The following is an 18305-nucleotide window of genomic DNA, read 5'->3' on the forward strand; positions in this document are numbered from 1 at the left end:
TAATGCAAAAAAAAATAACACTTTTTATTTTTTTTCTGTCGCTATATTCTTTTCCTATTGTATCGCAAACTATAGGGAAATATGAAAAAGTAAAAGAAGTAAAAGAAAATAGATTTAACTATCTTAAAAAAGTAAAAACTAAGCACGACGCTTCGTTAAAAATGGTTTTTTCTGATAGAGAAAACAATTCTTTTTACAAAGGACCTTACGTTCAAGAGAAGTTTAAGAAAAAAGGATTGTTAACTCCCTTATATGTAATTGATGAAAAAGAAAATTCATATGAAGTAGTAGTAGCGAATCCAGATCAAATAGGGAAACCTAAAGGGTTGTTTTCTATGTTTTATGGAGATAAGTTTAACTTTAAAGATACTGAACAGGTAGAATATTTAGGCTGGATACCTGTAAATAATGTTATAGAGTACAATCACTCTTTTATAGAAACCTGTAACAATAAGCCAATAAAATATAAAGTAGGTACTGATAAAACATTACGACTTTTTGATTTAAAGCCTTATATGGAAGTAGATTCTGTAAATGTGTTTAAAGACCCTTTTTTTAGAACAAAGTCTAATAAGAAGTTAGTATCTAATCAAATAGTGTATCCTTATAAGTACGATGAAAAAGGGAAAGCAGTATTTGTGTCAGATAAACCCGTTTTAAAAGACTCTATTTCTCAAACAGTAGGTTGGATACCATCAAACTTAATTACACGTATTGGACAAAGTCAAGTATATGTTATAAATGACACTGATAGTTTATTGGCAGTTAGTAATAAAGATACAATTCAACTTACAGGTGAAGATGTATTGTCTAAATACTTATATACAGGATATAAAAACTTAAAAACAGATGTTACTAAAGACTTGATAGCTCCAGTACATGTTTGGAATCATGATAAAAATAAACTTATTAATGTAAAAGGAAATAGCTTTTATACAAAAGAAATAAAATTTATGAAAGAGGAGTCGAAGGTAGTAAACTTCCATTTTATTTCTAAAAATGAGGAAAGCGAACATCTAAAAAAAATATTGAACTCATTACAAAGTTTATACATAACCTTATTTCAAGAACCTACTGAAGCTCAATACAGTTTTTCTGCAATTTTAGTCGATAGAAAAGGAACAGCAATATTAGAAAAAACAAGCTCTTTTTCAGAGTGGATTAGCTTTGTTGAATCTTTTATAGAAAGTAATCAAAACAATTTAGCTGTAGAATACGTTGAAAAAACAATGTCTATTCCCAAAGCAGTAAATTATGTAATAGATAATTTTTCAGATGAAAATAAGCGTTTTGAAAACAATTTCTTCATCATTGCTTCAAGCAAAGAAAACACGAATGATATTAAAAGGCAAAAAGATACTTTTTTTGAAAAAATAGCTAAAAAATCACCTAAAATTATTTTTGCACAATTAGACAATAATCAAAGTGTAAGATCTCAGAATTATATATTAGGAAGCAAAGAGTTTTTGTATAAAACAGGAAAATATTATAATGAATTTATCAAGAATTTTATTGTGGATAATGAAATTATAGTAGAAAACAATATCCTAAAAAAGATACCTGCTGATGAAGATAATATTTATGTGTACGATGCTCCAGATAATAGCCTTTTTAATGGAGGCGTTATTTTTCCAAGAATAGAAAGTTCATTAACTCCTCTATCTTTAGAAAAAGCGATAGATACTGTTTTAAAAAGATCTACATTAACAAATAATAAGCTTATATCCTCGTTAAATTACTTTAATAAAAAACTAGGAGTTTTAAGAAGTGAACCAAGCACAACGATAAAAACAAGATATAAAGAGTTAAATACAGACAGCTTACGTCTTTTTCAATTAAGCAGAAACAATTTACATGAAGTATTGTACCAAAAAGTATCATTACTTAACGATAGTATAATAAAAAAAGGCTATGTCTTAGATAAAGATGAAATTATAGAATTAATAGAAAATTATCGCAGCACATTTCCTCAAATGGCAAAACCCATTACAAGAAAAAAGCGAAGAGTAATAAAACGATTGTACCAAAAACAAATAAAAATATTAAACAAAGCTGCCTATAGATATGTTTTAAGTAGAAAAGCAACAATAGCAGATTTATTTTACTTTAAATCAGGAATTCCTTTAAATCATGAAGGATATTACTGTTTAGGAATATATAAATTGCCAAGAAAAAGAGTAGGAAAAAATGGTTTTGAAAAGTTTTATTTTCAACAATATGAAAAAATAGATAAATTAGAAGAATTATTTTTAAAAAATAAGTTGCAAAAAGTAGAAGAAGGTTATAGAAGTGAAGTGTACTTCATACCTTTAGAACTATTGCCCTAGTTAATAGTTAGGAAGAACCCGAAAATTGCCTAAAAATGAATGTTAAAGCAAAGCTATTTGTATGTGGAGAAGAACGAGAACTTTTCAATACAAATTTAAATTACAATCGACTTATTGATTGGAACGGAAAACCTACCTCTGCCTTAATGGGAGGAACCATCTCGGTTACATTTGAATCGCAAATGTATGATGATAGTTTTTTAGAGTGGATAATCGCAGACAGAACCGAAAACAAAAAAATACCATATCCTTTTGACTTATATCAGTTAAGAGACGGTAAAATTGTTTTTTATCAAGATGATTATGACGGATTAGAAATTTTTGAATACAACTTTCAAGATGGTACACTCATCAATTACCATGAAAAGTTTTGTAATCAGTCAGGTATGCAGGTTACTTTAACCATATCTCCTGCCATGCAAGACTACCGATTTTTTAATAACTCTAGCTGGAGTAAAAAAAGTACTACACGTTATATAAAACACTGGCAAGAAAGTTTTATACCAATAAAAGAAGCTACACCATACAAAGCTAAAGAAGATACAACACCGCGTTTTACTTGTTACTATACCGACCTTGAAGGTAATAAACAAGCAGAACCACATACAGGAGAAGAAGTGTACTTAGTATTGAAAACAGAAAATGCTATAGGACAAACAATAGATATTGATTTAAGTAACCACACCAAAGATTTTGTATACAACGATAAGGTTATAGAAAACGATATTATAAAAGATTTTAAGGTAACTAGTAGCGAACATAAATTGAAGTTACGTGTAGTTGTTCAACAAGAAGGAGAAAGAGAAACAATACAAAATTAATTAGCTATGGCAACATTAACCGTAAAACCAAGTAATACTCTGAAAATTAAAACCCAACGAGTAAAAAAAGCTTATTTGGCAAAAAAAGAGATTAAAGGTACTGAGAAAACAGGAGAAACAGAAAGTTATACTTTCAAAGGGAGCAATAATACAAGTACAAAAGCTCGTAAGGAAAAGATAGCAACAATTATTTATAAAAACATTAAGGGAGGTTTACAAAAAAAGCAACAGCAGACAACAGTTGCTCACATAGTAGAGGTACTTAAAAAAGACTCATATACAAAAGGAGATTGTATTGATATTCCTTTAATTCTGCCAAAAATAGAGTTTACAAAACTAGCTAATGCTAATTTAGGAGATGAGGTGTATATGGTAGTTGAAACCGAAAATATGGCTAATAAACGCATAAAGTTAAGTTTAAAACAAGCCGAAAAAAAATGTTTAGTAGAAAAAGATAGTCCTATAGTTTTACAGCAAGATGGTAAAAAGACTAGTGTTATTGAAACGTATGTAAGTAGATTTACAGAGCAAAATAAAAAGAACATATCAAATGCTGAAGATTTTAGAAACTTTGCAATAGACGCAGTTACACTATCACCTAAAGAAGAGAAAGATCAGAAAAAATACAGAGAAGCTCTAAATAAAACAACCGATAAAAAAACGAAGCTGTTTATGGTTGTAGATGCAGAGTCTGCAAATCAAAATTGGTTTGAAGTAAAATATGAGGAAATTTTTGATAACCGTCCGAACTACTGGTATTATGGAGAAGGAAATTGGTTTGAGTTAATAAATCAAAATATCATAAATATTTATCATACGGGAGAAATAAGTAAACTAGATTTTAAAGGATTGAAAGAAGTGAGTTATATCTATCATGATAAAGAAGGAGGCAAACATAGTTTAGGAAACTTTGATGTTATTGAAGTAGATAAACTTAAAAAGGGGAAAACATTATCATCTAATAGATTTAGAGAAGATGAGGAAAAGGAGGAAGATAAACAGACAGCTGTAAAGACTATAACATATGATAAAGAAGGGGTTGATGCAGAAGAAACAAGGATTTATTCAGATGGAGATATAATAACAAAAGGGAGCTTTAGAATTAAGTATAGAATATATGAGAAAGGCACAGGGAAAGTAAAATTAGTCAAAATGAAAGAGGTGAACTATTCAAAAGGAAATACAAAAATAAAATTTACTTTTCATGAAACATTAAGAGTTTATTCTAATCCAGAACTATTTGCAGGATTTCTTGGAGCTCTTGCGAAATGTGGATTTAATGATGTTAAATCCACTGGGTCATCTTATGAAGATTCTAGCTGTTATCCTAGTACAACTCATGTTAATGGACAAAGTATTGACACATGTTATTTAAGCAAAAAAACGGATGAACAAAAATTTATTAATGCTTTATGGGACTTTGGGTTTAAGTTACACTATGTAGGTAGTAGTATGAGTTATACACATGGAACCAAAGATAAATATCATAACGATCATCTACATTCAGGTAGCTTTACTCCAAATTATAAGAAATAATGAGAAGGATAATAATTTTTCTGCTTGTTTTGACTGTTTCTTGTAAACAACAAAATAACAACAAAAGAAACCAAAAACTGATTGCTAAAAATGAGCAATCAAAACCCCCCAAGGTTAATAATTTACCTTTTGGAAATGAAGATTTAATTAAATATGAATACAATGACCTAGGTTGGTTTGATGAATTGCATTTCGGAAAAGCAATTTTAGGGTATAGAAAATTAAAAGAGCTAAACCCTAAAATAGAGGGAGAAGGATTAGAAATCCCAGATATAAAAAAAACATTTTATTTACCAAATAATATTAAAATAGAGTATATTGAAAGGAATACTGTGAATTATCCATATGGGGTGTTATATAGAACAGGAAACTATTCACTTTGTTATGTAACCACGATAGGAAAGGACATGTCTGAAAAAGTATTCAATGCTGAAAGTGAAGAAGCCAATAGAGGATATTTAGTAACAATAGATTCTCAAAATAATATAATAGCAGAAATAGAAGTTTTAAATACTACTGAGTATTTTACACAAAGCTATAAGGGTGAATATTTAGGGGCTATGTATATACAGAATGAAAAAGTATTTTTTGTTGATGAAAACTTACACATATATGTATATGATTTTCTAGTTAAAGGACATGACTTAAGCTCTGAATATAAATTGTTAAGTTCAGAAGAGTTTACAGTAAATGATACAGGTTCTTTTATAAAGAAGAGTAAATAGTTTTTATTATAAAGAGTAGATTAAACTATCAAATGTTTATGGTAAAAAATTTATTAAAGAGAAAAAGTAGTTTAATAATGCTACTCTTGATAGTTTTTATCTCATGTAAACAAAATAATAAAAGTTTCTCAACTAGAGAAAATATAAAAAATGATGAAAAGTATATTTATTCTTTCGCTTCTTTTTTTAACACAATGTACTACCAATGTAAATAAAAAAGAAGATAAAGGGAACACTAATAAAGAGGAAGTGAAGAAAAGTGGTAATAAAAGTTTTGCTTATAAAGTAAAGTTTATAGAAAATAAAATTTTTGAAAATAACTGTGATAAAGATATTGTAGAAGAGCAAAATACTATTAAAAATATTGAATACTATATTCAATTAAATACTGATAGTTTAAATGTTTTAAGTCCTGATGAAGATAGATTATTATATAAAACAACAATAGAAAAAATTAATAGTTCAACTAAAAAGTATCAGCCTTCTTATTATTATTTTTTGTTAGAAAATAAAGATGAAGACATTAAAAGGACTTTTTTTTCAGAGAATTATCTATATGAAAGAGTAAAATCTAATTATAAAGAGATTGACTTTTTTATACTGTTAAATAAAATATTTGATGAAACTATAGAAGGAGACATTAGTCCTATAGGTTACAATTTAGAATTACTCACTTATAATAACATTCAGAATAAATTAATAGATAGAGTAAGGTTGGTTACATCTGGGATTGGGTTAGAAGATGTTTCTTATCATGAGTGTTTTACAATAGATTCTAATAATATTATTGTTTATAGTTATAATTCAATGGAGGATGAATCTATATTTATAAGAAGAGAAATAATGTTAAAAGATGATGGAATGTTTCATGAAAATAAAGCAAAAGTAGAAGTTTCCAACTAGGAGAGGAATTAGAGTCTTGAATATTTTAGATTAGTAAAAAACTAAAATAGATTTCAATATGAAATACACTAAATTAATTATTCTATTACTTTTTATAAGTTGTAAAACAGCAATAAAATGGGATATAGAAAACGAAAAAAAATGTTCTATAAATCTCCAAATACCAATAAAAAGTTAGAAGGTAAAGAGCTCAAAAAAGAAATTCGTAAAGGCTTTGAAAGTTCGACGTATAAACAAAAGCTTGAATGTGAGTTGCTTGAGCCAATTGTGAAAGCATTCAAAGATTCTGATTTCCAAAGCCTACAAATTATTGATACAAAAAAAAGATTAGATACTGTTATAAAATTTAAACCTAAAGGTTATAGCTATAAAATTAGTTCTTATTTTAAATCTAAGTTAGGTAAAGCTACTGCATTAGACCATCATATAAATAGACCTGCTTATGTTAAAACCGATTTGGGAAAAGCTTTAGATAATTTTTATACTAAGAAGGATAAAGAAATAGAAGATTTTAATAAGAAAGAGAAAGATGAAAAAAAACATAAAACCAAGATTTCAAGAAATCCAAACGATTGGGGAAATAGTCATTCCGAATATGAGAAGGAAATATTAGATGATTATGGAGTTAATAGAAGAATGTCCAAAAGTAATGGAGTTAGTGTCGCTCCAAGTAGATATAATCACTTGAAAACAGAACTATAATGAAATTAGCTAGACTTTTTTTAATGTTTTTTATAATTACACAATCTTGTAAGCAAACCAGTAAAGATGCAAAAGTAGTTGTAAAGAGTAAACCGAGAGTAGAAAAAAAATCACAAAAGTTAAAAGAAATAGATATTAAATCAAGTACTGATAGTATAGTTTTTGATTTAGAAAAGTATATTGTATACTTTGTTAAAAGTAAAAAGGAATGTTGGTCAACCATAAAGGTTCAAAATAAAATAAGCAATAAAATAAATAGACTAGATACTAAAGCAAATATGTGTTTTGAAAAAAATACTATAGAAGACTTTTCACCAAATCAGAAATATTTACTATTACATTCCATAGAGAAAGGAATATTAGAAATAGATAGCAATAAAGAAGAGGTTGAAAAATATTATTGTATTTTCTTTGACATAGAAAACATGAAACTTTCAGAAAAAAACACAGACTTGTTTTGTAGTGGTGAATGGAATAATTTGAATGAATGGATTATTAGTGAAGATGAAAAATATAAAGTAGAAGAACTATTTGGGAATGGTACAGATTAGTTAATTTTTAATGTAAAATTTTCATTATAATGGACAAGGAGGCATTTACAGACAGATATTTCCCAATGGGTATATTGGTTTTAATATTAATGAACTAGAACCATACTTGACAGAGGAGTTTAAAGACCAAATAGGTTTAAAAAAAGAAAATGAGAAATATAATACTTACTCTAATTCTATTAGTTTTTATAGTTAGTTGTAAAAAGAACATTGAAAAAAAAGACAGATTAGATAATAATGTAAATAATGTTGTTCAGAGTGAGAAAAAAGTGTCTTTTGATATTCCTTTGTATAAAGATATTTTTAACAAAAAACTTATAGGTTTATCCATAAAAGATTCTTCACAGACCAAAATGTATGAAAGATACTGGTTAGATTTTTATTCTACCTGTATGTGGAATTCGCTTTCTATATATATAGATACAAGTAAACAAAAAATTTATTTTTCTCGGTACTCTGAAGATTTTGATTTAAAAGAAATAGACATTATTTACAGTTTTGAAATTAGTGAAGTTAGAAAAGAGGCAACGAGTATTAATTTTACATTATTAGATGATAAAAAAACTTATAGTATAAGTTTTTTTAAGTTAAATGAGGAAGAACTGTATAGGTTTAAAATAGATTCTTTGTTAAAAGAAACGGATATGGGAAGGCATGAGTATTATATAGATAAATCTAAAGAAAGGGGATTTTCAAAAGAAGATTGTGGAGATTTTGAAGGATAGAAATACATGAGATATTTATTGATATTGTTTTTAGCCTTATTACCTTTAGGCTGTAAGAAAAGTATAAAAAATGAAAACCATGAAAACAAAGGGTTAAATAGTTTAGTTATAGATTCATTACCTATAGGGTCGGATTTTTTCTTTAAAGATTTAATAGATAAAGAAAAAGAACAGAAAACTTTTTTTGAATATTACGATGTAAATAATTCTAATTTTAAAAGAATAAAAACTAATCAATATAGTTCATTTTATAAACCAACTAAAGCAGATACATTCAATGAGGAAGATTCGTTTGCTTTACAATCTATAAGCGATTATTCTTTTTTTGATTTGGTGAAAGTTTTACCTAAAAAGAATAATTTTTATATAATGATTTTTGGAGGAGAATCTATTATTAATGATTATGATGGTAATGTTTTTTCTGTAGATCGAAAAGATTTGGTTGTAATTGATGAAAATCATAAGATTATTAGTGAAATGAATCTGTATTATGATTACAGCAATGGGATATTTGCCAGAATGAAATCATTTTTTATTGATAAAGAAGGCGTCATTTATATTAAATATTACTTTGAAGATGAAGAAGGGAGTAGCAAGTTTTCTAATGTAGAAAAATATATGATAAATGATAAAGGAGAAATATTGAAAAAGTAAAATATGTTTATTATGATAAGGATGGAAAAAACACAATTTAAAAGATGTTTATGATATAATTCAAGTTGAAGAGTATGAGTATGGAAAAACACTAAAATCTGTGCCAGCAGGGTTCACGAAAGAAGAAACTATAGGTAAAGGACGTAAAAAGTATACGTATACTGATAAAGTAGTTGTCAAAGGAACAAAGGGTGATGAAAAAGGGAAAATTAGAAAAAACATAAAGACAGGGAAGAAATCACCATTAATTAAAATAGGTAGTAAAAATTATACAGGACAAAAATTACCTATTCAATTTAAATTAATGTCCGATAGTACTAGACCTTATATTCACCCAAATGCTTTTGCTTGTGTATTAGGTGCAATAGCTAATGTAGGTTATAAAGACATTACAATGATTGGTTTTACAAGTAAAGATAATCACGGCTTTCCAAGTACAACACATGTAAATGGGTTACACGGAGATTTTAGGTATTTACGTAATGATAAAACAGGAGCAAGTCTTCACATTAATAATGACGAAGGGGCTAAAGAATTAGATGTAACTCGTCAAGAAAAAATGATTGATGCTTTCCATAAGTTTGGATGGAAAAGATTTTATAGTGTTTATTATACCTTAAACAAGGTAAAAAAAATATTAAAATTATCTGACAATATGCCACCACATCACCATCATTTACATACAAGATTATTTACTCCTAAATATAAAAAGTAATGAATATTTCAAATACTATAAAAATAATAATTATTTTATTAATAATCTCTTGCCAAAAAAAATCTGGAGAAACTAGATTAATTCCAGATGTTAAGACTCAAAAAGTATACTTTAAGAAAGTAATGTCTAAAATAAATAAAGCTAAAAATTCTGTTTTTTATCAACCAAATGGAGGAGAAAGAATTGAATCTGATTCAACAGTAACATTTGTTGAAATACACGAAGATTTAAATGATAGTTTTCAGTACTCTATAAGAGAACTAGAATACATAGTAGTTAATAACTATAGTGATAACGAATACTCTTCAAAGTTTTTCATTACCAATAAAGATTCTATTCTATTAGTGGTTAAAACTTCTGATGTTAAAAATAAAATACAGAAAGATACTTTTCTCTTTAAAGAAAATAAATTGTATTTCTGGAAAAATAAACAAGTAACACAAAAAGAAATGTTAGAAAAAGAAAAAGAGATTTTAGCTATTAAACGAGAAATAGACAGTGTTCTAAAAGATTAGAAATTTATGTATGATTTTGCAGGATATTGTTTGATTATGGATAGACTAGTTGGGTTGAGGTAAGTGAATTAATTATTTCTTTTAAGGTATTTTTAAAAAGAAAAACTGTAGAAGAAAAAGGAATAGATAATGTTAAAATAGTTATTACCGATGAAATTAATTAAGATACTTATATTACTTTTTTTATTTTCTTGCTGCTCAAATGCTCAAAATCATTGTAAATTGAATGATGTTATTGATGATTTTTTGAATACAGAGGTGCCTTATTCTGAAGATGAAACAAGTGTTGGTTTAACAGATGTGTTTACAAATAACACAGTACCATATATAGGTTTTATTGGAGAAAGTAAGAGAAAAATAGATTTTTTTATTACTTTGATTAAGCGTGATACAATCAATAATAATCGCTATCTAATAGAAGGGCAAACAAAGGTTTACTCTGAAAGTACAAGGAATTTTAAAGGAGAACTCTTATTAGAAAAACAATACAAATTTTCTAAAAAACTAGACGAGGAAGTATCTTATTCTGATATAATTTTAAAACAAGGTTTTTCAATATTGACTTATGAATTGAAAGAAGATAATAATTTAGATAATAGAGGTGTTTTTAAGGGGAAGCTAATGGTTTCATGGTATCAAGACACTGATAATAATATAAATTATGATGATACTTTAGATTATATACCAAGTTATGCTAACTGTTATTTTTTTGGAAGTTGGATAAATAAAGATAAAAATGAAAAGATATTAACAGCATGGAGTCATTACAGAATACCATGCTCTGGAGATTTAGATATTGGGGCAGCCGAGTTTTCACCTAACCCAAAATATTACAATCAAGGGTGGAAATTGTATTCTTCAGAAGAGGAAACTATAAATCCAAATAGTGAGTTTGCTAAAATTGTAGATAAAGACGGTTATGTAAATATGCGTGAAAAAAATAATACTACGTCTAAAATACTTTCTCAAATCCAGTCTGGTAAATTAGTTGAAATTTTAGAACAAAAAGATGAATGGTGGCTTGTTCTTTATGATAACAAAAAAGGTTATATTCATAAAAGCAGGTTGCGTTTGGTTAAGTAAAAAACGAAAAATAACTTACAGATTATTAGTTGTTCATTGCTTAAATTAAATTCAATATATCCTTAGGAAGAAGAAAAACAAAAAAATACAGAGAAGCTCTAAATAAAACAACAGATAAAAAAACGAGGTTGTTTATGGTTGTTGATACAGAACCCAAGAACCAAAATTGGTTTGAAGTGCAATATGAAGAAGTGGTTGATAATAGGCCGAATCTTTGGTATCATGGTGATGGTAATTGGTTTGAATTTTCTGGAACAAAAGTTTACAAAAAGGGAGATAAAGGTAAAGAGGTCCAAGAAATAAATATTCGTTTAGCTGGTTTTGTGGGGTGTTCCTGATGAAAAATTTACAGATAGGACAGTGAGAATGGTTAAACAGTTTCAAAAGGACTATATGGAAATTGAACCAACAGGTATAGTTGAATCTAAAACATTAGAAGCTATAAAAAAAAATCGGAAAAGAGTTTGATATACCATTTAATAAAACTAAATGTACATGTGGTACGTGTGATGGTTATGGTAAGGGGCTTTACCCTGAACAGAAGCAGTCGTCTAGTATACTTGAGAAAAAAAGAAAATATGAGTATCCAGGAATTCATAGGACTTTATTTTGGACATTAAAGGCGACTCTTTTTTACTTAAAACACGATGATTATTCTAATTATAATTTAAAGTTTGGAAAAGTATCTTCAGGATATAGATGTCATCAAGATAACAAAAATCACAAGAGAAGATCAACAAATCATATGGGTAAGGCGTTAGATATACACTTTTATAAATCGGATAATACCATATCTACAGAGGCTAATTGTGATAAAGTAAGAAAAATAATGAAAGATAAGTCAGGAGCTCAATTACGTTGGAGTGGAAAAAATAAATTTTCACTAGAGCCTAGTACTAAAGATAGAATAGGTAGAGAATTTATTGCAACTACATGGGTGCATTTTGATGTTCGTAATTTTGAGTTAAAATATCTGAAGGATAAGTTTTTTATAAAATCAAAAAAAGATATAACGAATGAAATTATTTAAGGTTTTAATTATTAGTTTACTGTCTGTTGTACTGTTAAATTGTAGGAATTCAGAAACAAAGGAAGGAAGTATTGACAAAGAAGATGTTGAGTTAAATAAACAAAGTGATGTAAAAGTAGAAGATACGTCTATTCAACAACAAGGTACGTCAGAACAATTGCCATATTTTCAAATTAACAATGATGATGCAATTCCATTAGATGAGGATAAAATAAAAATAGAATTGGAGGATTACCATTCTGATAATGATTTTAAGATCATTGTTAAAAGCAATGAATTTTCTGTACTTGTTTTATTTTCATATTATGATTTTGGAAATTATGATGAATATATAGTAACGTTAGATAATCAAGGTAAGCAACTTTCTAAGTTATTAGTGTATTACAATACTGCTCCTGATGGTAATGTAGAGAAGTATGAGTATTCTGATTATTATTTGTTTAAAAAATCTCTGGATTTAGATGTATTTAAAGTTTCAGTAGTAGAAAATTTAGAAACTCAGCAAGTTTTGAAAAAAGATACTATAAAGACTTCTTACAAAATAAATAAAAAAGGAGTAATAGAAAAAAAATAGATATTTAATTGTTTATAATCGTTTTAGTTTTGAATTGGTTTTAAAGTACGATTTTATATTTAATGATAAATTATCTGAGATAATAATAGATAAAATAAAATTGGCTGTTATTAGATGAAGAAGTAGAAATAATAGGAGAAAGAGATACTCCAAAAGTAAAAAAAGAAACTTATAGAATTAGTAGTTCAGGATTCATTAAGTAAAATAGCAAAAATAAAAGCAGACAATGACTTAACCAGCGATACAATTTATGTAGGAAAAACTCTAAATATTGGCTCACAACCTAAAAAAGAAAAAATAGGAAATAAAGTGACTTTTAAAAAGTTAAAGTCAGCAAATTTAGGTGATGAAGTTTATGTAGTTGTAAAAACATTAAACTTAGCAAATAAAAAAGTTAGGCTAAATGTAAAGCAAGGAAAAGGTGAGAAGACAAAACTAGAAACTAAAGAAAAAGGTTTAATGTTACAGCATGATAAAGGTACAACTACAGAAGCTGAAGCAGTAGTTGGAGCTTATGCAAAAGATAATAAAATAACCAACAAAACTGATTTTAAAGATTGGGCAATTTTTAAAATAATCTTAGGGGATAAAGATACCAGAAGAGAAAAAGAAGAGTTAGATAAGCTTAAGGATAAAAAGGCATTTATGTACTTATTAGTTGATGCCCACACTCCTAATGATATAAAGGTAGTGTATAATGGAAGAAATCCTGATAAAAAAGGAGAACCAGATAAAAGAACTACTCCTAAGTATTGGCTTGATATGGATGATAAGTGGTTTGAGTTGGAGAAAGATGAAAGAGCTCCATGGATGGAGATAGCGTACAAGGAATTAGGAGTAGAAGAGATAGCAGGAGAAAAACATAATTCAAGAATTTTGGAGTATCATAAATCTGCTGGAGTTAAAGATTATAAAAACAAAAAAGGTCAAACAGTAAAAATTACAGACGATAAGAATTGGCCATGGTGCTCTTCTTTTGCTTGTTGGGTATTTACTCAAACACCTGAATACTCAGGTAAAATTACAGCAAAAGCTACTAATTGGAAAAATTGGGGAAATGCTGACTCAAAAGATAAACCTATGTATGGGGCGTTAGCTGTTATTGATTGGGGTAAAAATGATAATAAAGCAGGACATGTTGGTTTTATAGTCAAAGTAGATGACAAAAATTTTTATCTTTTAGGAGGGAATCAAACAGGGGGAGATAAAACAACAAATGGAAAAGTATGTATAGGAAAATATAAGAAATCACATATTGACTATGTTAGAATACCAAATAATTATAAACCAACTGAAAAAGATTATAAATATGATGAAATTAAATCGACAAATGAAGGCTTTGAGTCACTTTCTTCTACTCGTTAATGTTTTTGTGTTTCTGCTTTCATGCAATGTAAGTAAGGAGAATAAAAAAAACAAAGAATTAAATGTAATAGATTCACAATATAATTCTCAGGAAGTGAAAGAACAGGAGGTAGTATATGATGAAAATAATGTGGTTAAAAAACTAATAATTGATCAAGAACAGTCAGTTGTTTTTACTATAGATAAAGAAGGAGAATTAGGAGATGGAAATTTTGAGAAATATATAGATGTTTTAATTTTAAAAAAGGAAAAAGTAATTGACAAAATAGAGTTTTCAAACCAAAGTATTTTATGTGATATAGAACTGATAAATCCAAAAATAATTAATAATAGTTTAATATTTAGTATTCTGGATAGTTGTGATGGAGAAGAACCTGATGACCTAAAAATATTTTTTTGGAAGAGTTTAAAAAGTGAGGATACTCAAATTAGCATACCTAAATTTTTTGAAAATGATGCAGAGAAAGAAGAACTAATAAATGATATACTAAATAGTGAAGTAAAAGAAGCTACAAAAGAAAGATATTTTATTGAGACTTTAAGTTTGCTTTTAAAGGACAGGTAGATGTTAATAGTTTAGAATGTCCATTGATTTAGAAAAGTTAAATTCATTATGAAACACCTATTGTTAATTTTGATTTTTACATTTTTTTCTTGTGGAAAGAAAGGAAAAGAGACTATAGAAGTTAAAACTTCAAAACAAGTTGAAATAGAAAGTTCTATCGAAAGAAAAACAAATAAGAATAATTCAGGTTGTTTTCAAAGTAAGGATAGTGTAAAAATATCTTCTCTTTTGCTAAAATTTAGTAAAGAATATTTAAAAAAGGATATGTCTGAATACTTATCTGAAAATTACATAGAAACATTTGAAAAGTTTCCCAATGAACTTTTTGAACAGGCTTTAAAAAATGATGTTAAGCCAACCTTTGAAATAAAAGAAGATGATGTTGACTGTAACCTATTACCCGTTTATTATAATTATATGGTTAAGATTATAGATGATGGAGAAGAATACTCTAGTGAAAGCACATTGATTTTTTATTTTATTAAAACAAAAGCGGGAGAGATTTTATTGGAAGGTATGGGGGCAGCTGGTTAATTAATAGTATGTATCTGTGTATAATAAAACAGAAATGTATGAGTTTTGAAAAAAAGAAAATGAGAAATAAAATACTTACTCTAATTCTATTAGTTTTTATAGTTAGTTGTAAAAAACAAGAAAAAAAAACAATAAAGAAAATTTGTAATGTTAGTGGGAGTAATGTTGAAATATCATTATTAGAAGATGATAATGATAAAATATATTTGAGTGTTAAAACAGATAATTCTAGTTTAGAAAAAAAAAATAGACTTAGATGAATATGGAGAATTAAACACTATAGATGTAGAGTGTGGTAAAGAAAGTTTTAAGGTAATTTTTATAGAAGAGATAGGAAATAGTTATCAAAAAATAATTCATCTTTTTGAAAAAGATTCACTTTCAAAATTTAGTATAGATAAAGTATATATTCAAACTTCTTCAAGGAATGAGCTAGGGCTTTTTTATTATTCATTTCCACACCTAAATTTGTCAAATTATAATGGAATTTTACCACAAAAAGATGAATATAACGAAATTTATAAGTTTTCAGGTTTTCAAGAGTATAAGATTCCAAATATAGAAGAGTACTATGAAAAAATAAAAAAAGCTAGAAATGAAAAAAGCACTCTGAGTAGTATATCAAATGAAATAGTTTTAGCCTTTATTATAAACAATATTGATGTGTCTGAGGGGAATTTATCTAAATATAATGATATAGGTTATTTTCTTGAGCAATCTGGCCTATATGAAGAAGCCGTTTATATTCTTGAAGTAATTATAAAAGAGTTTCCAAATAGGACAGTTGCATATATCAATTTAGGAGATGCATATTGGAGCTTAGGCAAAAAAGAGGAAGCTAAACAAGCATATAAAATTTATATCGAACAAATGAAAGCTAAAAATAAAGAAAGTAAAATACCAAGTCAAGTCTTAGAAAGAATAAGTTAGTTATATCTTTTCAGAATATATAAAAGTTAAATTCTCTTAGCTAAGTTTAAGGCTTTCAAATTAATTGAAATATATCTATTAATGTTATTATTTGGGCAGTGGAAATTTTGATTATAAGATTTATTAGGTTTAATGGTGCTAATTGAGATGATGATATATGGTAATAGAGACTAAAAAAATGATAAAAAACGAAGCCTACAATTTAATAATATTTTTTACATCTACTTTGTTTTTAATAAGTTGTAAAATGTCTAAGGATAACGAAAAAAAGCTTGTTCAAGCTTCTTCAGCAGAAAGTATACAAGTATTTAACTGGGATACTGTTTCTATTAAAAAGTTACCTTATACGTATTCGTATGACTATAATAATGATTTTTTATTTGCTCTTACTGATAGCTTAAAGCAGAAAAATGAAATAAGTGAGAAATCGGAGTTGAATTTTTTATTCTCGGATAAAACTGAGTTTAAATTAAAAGAGGATTTATACGCTAAAGAGGAAGATAGTTATCCTTATAAAGGAAAAGGATATTTTTATAAGAGGTTTCCAGATAAAAATAAGTATAAAGTGCTTTTATTTATTTATTCAAATAAAGAACAAGATTATTATTTACCATATTTTGAGTTACAGACTATAGATAATAATAACAAAACTGTTGATAAACTTATAGTTGTGGGAGGAAGGAATTATGAATGTGGATGGGATAGAAGCTTTGAAATTGATAAAGATTATACAATTACAACCATTGATGAACAATCTTGTTACGATATAGAAGAAGAAAAAGAAATTGAAAAAGTAACATATATAAATAAGTATAAAATAGATACCCAAGGTTATTTTAATAAAATAAAAAAATAAGATTATTTATAGCTAAAACATAAGAAGTTCCGATTTATAATTATGTGTTAAATATAAATTTTCAAGAAATAGAAGATTTTCAAATCAATACATTTTTTATAACTAAAAAAGAATTGAGTAAACTAGAAACTCGTGACTGTGAGGTTTTGAAGGGTAAATAAAACTATTTTCTAATAGCTTTTGTAAAAATGATAAGGCATACTTAGAAGAAAGTAATGATAACTCTGTAAAAGTGTATTATGATGGAACAAAAATTACCTCTGGATATTAAAAAAAACTGAGGTAACAATACTGCAAGATTAGTTTTTGCTGAGGTGAACCATTGTAATTAGTTGCTAAACTTTAATCTCTTTACTTCTTACATAAGTATATTATTAGTAATTACTGTCAGTCAATATAAAAAACTTACTACTTTTGCTTAACTGCTAAAAAAGAAAGGATAAATCTAACATTCTTATATTTTGAAGAAGAAAAAAGAGCTACTACAAAATTACAATATGGTAGTAACCAAATTAAAATTTAATACAACTCTTTCTTCATTATAATTATAAACGTGTTAGTAGCAGTTTTTCAATTAAATTTATATGTATGATTTTTAAACTGATATTTAGAAAAAAATTAAAAGAATTAAAAAAGAAAGAACAAGGAATAGAGCTAGAAAGAAACCGTTTAAAAAAAGTTAAGTATTTATTAGATGAACGAGTAGGTAAAGAAGTAAAATGTGTAATAGAAACAACTAATAAAGGTGTAGAAGTGTTAGTAGCAATAAACTCTAAAGAAAACGAAATAGAAGTTTTTGATATTGATACTATGAACACGCCTCCAGTTAAAGAATCTGGGTTATGGGTGAAGATGTGGGACAAAATGAGAAGTAAAGAAGTTTTTTTACAAGATAGAAATGGAAAAAACAAGGGCTTCGAAGAAGTTGCAATGATGCATTTATTTAACTTGATTGATAAAGCCACAAAAGAAAAAGTTAGTTGGAAAGTAAAAGATATTAAAGATTATAATGATAAAGACGAACTCATTACTTTATATGAAAATATGGGGTTTAAAATAAAACACTTTTCAAAAGCCCAATAACTTTAAAGAGCGTAAAGTCAATTTAATCAGTAGTAGTCTTTGTTTAGCTAAGATTGTTAAGATTTCTTGAGAAAATACTTTAAGAAAAGTAACAATTTATTTACATAAAAA

Annotated in this window: 23 protein-coding genes; all 23 read left to right on the forward strand. The window is 27.0% G+C overall.

The features are described 5' to 3' along the window. Positions 1-2 precede the first annotated feature (2 nt). Entirely contained in the window at positions 3-2327 is a 2325-nt protein-coding gene (tssR, locus tag ACR9ES_RS11100) for a type VI secretion system protein TssR domain-containing protein (RefSeq protein WP_435254257.1), read from the forward strand. A 35-nt stretch (positions 2328-2362) separates the two neighbouring features. After that, the gene (tssD, locus tag ACR9ES_RS11105; RefSeq protein ID WP_073184343.1) at positions 2363-3148 is read left to right on the forward strand and encodes a type VI secretion system tube protein TssD; all 786 of its coding nucleotides are present in this window, start codon (positions 2363-2365) and stop codon (positions 3146-3148) included. Positions 3149-3154: 6 nt separating this feature from the next. Beyond that, complete coding sequence (locus ACR9ES_RS11110) at positions 3155-4684, forward strand: hypothetical protein (RefSeq protein ID WP_274633750.1); 1530 nt, start codon at positions 3155-3157, stop codon at positions 4682-4684. Continuing rightward, positions 4684-5409 (forward strand): hypothetical protein, encoded by a 726-nt coding sequence (locus ACR9ES_RS11115; RefSeq protein WP_274633751.1) that lies wholly within the window; start codon positions 4684-4686, stop codon positions 5407-5409. The genes ACR9ES_RS11110 and ACR9ES_RS11115 overlap by 1 nt, the downstream gene beginning before the upstream one ends. A 150-nt stretch (positions 5410-5559) precedes the next feature. Then, positions 5560-6312: a hypothetical protein gene (locus tag ACR9ES_RS11120; RefSeq protein WP_156167116.1), complete on the forward strand. Its 753-nt coding sequence runs from the start codon at positions 5560-5562 to the stop codon at positions 6310-6312. 117 nt (positions 6313-6429) lie between these two features. Beyond that, positions 6430-7014 (forward strand): hypothetical protein, encoded by a 585-nt coding sequence (locus ACR9ES_RS11125; protein ID WP_435254258.1) that lies wholly within the window; start codon positions 6430-6432, stop codon positions 7012-7014. Beyond that, complete coding sequence (locus tag ACR9ES_RS11130) at positions 7014-7565, forward strand: hypothetical protein (RefSeq protein ID WP_435254259.1); 552 nt, start codon at positions 7014-7016, stop codon at positions 7563-7565. The genes ACR9ES_RS11125 and ACR9ES_RS11130 overlap by 1 nt, the downstream gene beginning before the upstream one ends. A gap of 149 nt (positions 7566-7714) precedes the next feature. Next, positions 7715-8290, forward strand: coding sequence for a hypothetical protein (locus tag ACR9ES_RS11135; RefSeq protein ID WP_435254260.1), 576 nt, complete (start codon positions 7715-7717; stop codon positions 8288-8290). Between the two features lie 6 nt (positions 8291-8296). Continuing rightward, the gene (locus ACR9ES_RS11140) at positions 8297-8944 is read left to right on the forward strand and encodes a hypothetical protein (RefSeq protein ID WP_435254261.1); all 648 of its coding nucleotides are present in this window, start codon (positions 8297-8299) and stop codon (positions 8942-8944) included. A gap of 100 nt (positions 8945-9044) precedes the next feature. Beyond that, positions 9045-9659 carry a hypothetical protein gene (locus ACR9ES_RS11145; RefSeq protein WP_435254262.1) on the forward strand — a complete coding sequence of 205 codons (615 nt, stop codon included), beginning with the start codon at positions 9045-9047 and terminating at the stop codon, positions 9657-9659. Beyond that, complete coding sequence (locus ACR9ES_RS11150; RefSeq protein ID WP_073184348.1) at positions 9659-10174, forward strand: hypothetical protein; 516 nt, start codon at positions 9659-9661, stop codon at positions 10172-10174. Before ACR9ES_RS11145 ends, ACR9ES_RS11150 begins: the two co-directional genes overlap by 1 nt. A gap of 150 nt (positions 10175-10324) precedes the next feature. Next, a complete protein-coding gene (locus ACR9ES_RS11155) occupies positions 10325-11257 on the forward strand; it encodes an SH3 domain-containing protein (RefSeq protein ID WP_435254263.1) in 933 nt (310 codons plus the stop codon). Positions 11258-11391: 134 nt separating this feature from the next. After that, entirely contained in the window at positions 11392-11595 is a 204-nt protein-coding gene (locus ACR9ES_RS11160; RefSeq protein ID WP_435254264.1) for a hypothetical protein, read from the forward strand. Positions 11596-11623: 28 nt separating this feature from the next. Next, positions 11624-11725 (forward strand): peptidoglycan-binding domain-containing protein, encoded by a 102-nt coding sequence (locus tag ACR9ES_RS11165; RefSeq protein ID WP_435255645.1) that lies wholly within the window; start codon positions 11624-11626, stop codon positions 11723-11725. Positions 11726-12002: 277 nt separating this feature from the next. Continuing rightward, positions 12003-12287: a hypothetical protein gene (locus ACR9ES_RS11170; protein ID WP_274635274.1), complete on the forward strand. Its 285-nt coding sequence runs from the start codon at positions 12003-12005 to the stop codon at positions 12285-12287. Beyond that, on the forward strand, positions 12274-12861 hold the full coding sequence (locus tag ACR9ES_RS11175) for a hypothetical protein (RefSeq protein ID WP_047790424.1): 588 nt from the start codon (positions 12274-12276) through the stop codon (positions 12859-12861). The genes ACR9ES_RS11170 and ACR9ES_RS11175 overlap by 14 nt, the downstream gene beginning before the upstream one ends. Positions 12862-13170: 309 nt before the next feature. Beyond that, positions 13171-14226: a TIGR02594 family protein gene (locus tag ACR9ES_RS11180; protein ID WP_435254265.1), complete on the forward strand. Its 1056-nt coding sequence runs from the start codon at positions 13171-13173 to the stop codon at positions 14224-14226. Continuing rightward, positions 14171-14791, forward strand: a complete 621-nt coding sequence (locus ACR9ES_RS11185; protein WP_274635270.1) for a hypothetical protein — start codon at positions 14171-14173, stop codon at positions 14789-14791. The genes ACR9ES_RS11180 and ACR9ES_RS11185 overlap by 56 nt, the downstream gene beginning before the upstream one ends. Positions 14792-14839: 48 nt before the next feature. After that, on the forward strand, positions 14840-15325 hold the full coding sequence (locus tag ACR9ES_RS11190) for a hypothetical protein (protein WP_274635269.1): 486 nt from the start codon (positions 14840-14842) through the stop codon (positions 15323-15325). Positions 15326-15363: 38 nt separating this feature from the next. Further along, positions 15364-15585 carry a hypothetical protein gene (locus tag ACR9ES_RS11195; protein ID WP_274635268.1) on the forward strand — a complete coding sequence of 74 codons (222 nt, stop codon included), beginning with the start codon at positions 15364-15366 and terminating at the stop codon, positions 15583-15585. 208 nt (positions 15586-15793) lie between these two features. Then, complete coding sequence (locus ACR9ES_RS11200; RefSeq protein ID WP_274635267.1) at positions 15794-16255, forward strand: tetratricopeptide repeat protein; 462 nt, start codon at positions 15794-15796, stop codon at positions 16253-16255. A gap of 247 nt (positions 16256-16502) precedes the next feature. After that, positions 16503-17111 carry a hypothetical protein gene (locus tag ACR9ES_RS11205; protein WP_435254266.1) on the forward strand — a complete coding sequence of 203 codons (609 nt, stop codon included), beginning with the start codon at positions 16503-16505 and terminating at the stop codon, positions 17109-17111. Positions 17112-17699: 588 nt separating this feature from the next. Further along, positions 17700-18194, forward strand: a complete 495-nt coding sequence (locus tag ACR9ES_RS11210) for a hypothetical protein (protein ID WP_047790431.1) — start codon at positions 17700-17702, stop codon at positions 18192-18194. The last annotated feature ends 111 nt before the right edge of the window (positions 18195-18305 follow it).

The organism is Tenacibaculum sp. A30 (assembly GCF_051200845.1).
Lineage (GTDB): Bacteria > Bacteroidota > Bacteroidia > Flavobacteriales > Flavobacteriaceae > Polaribacter.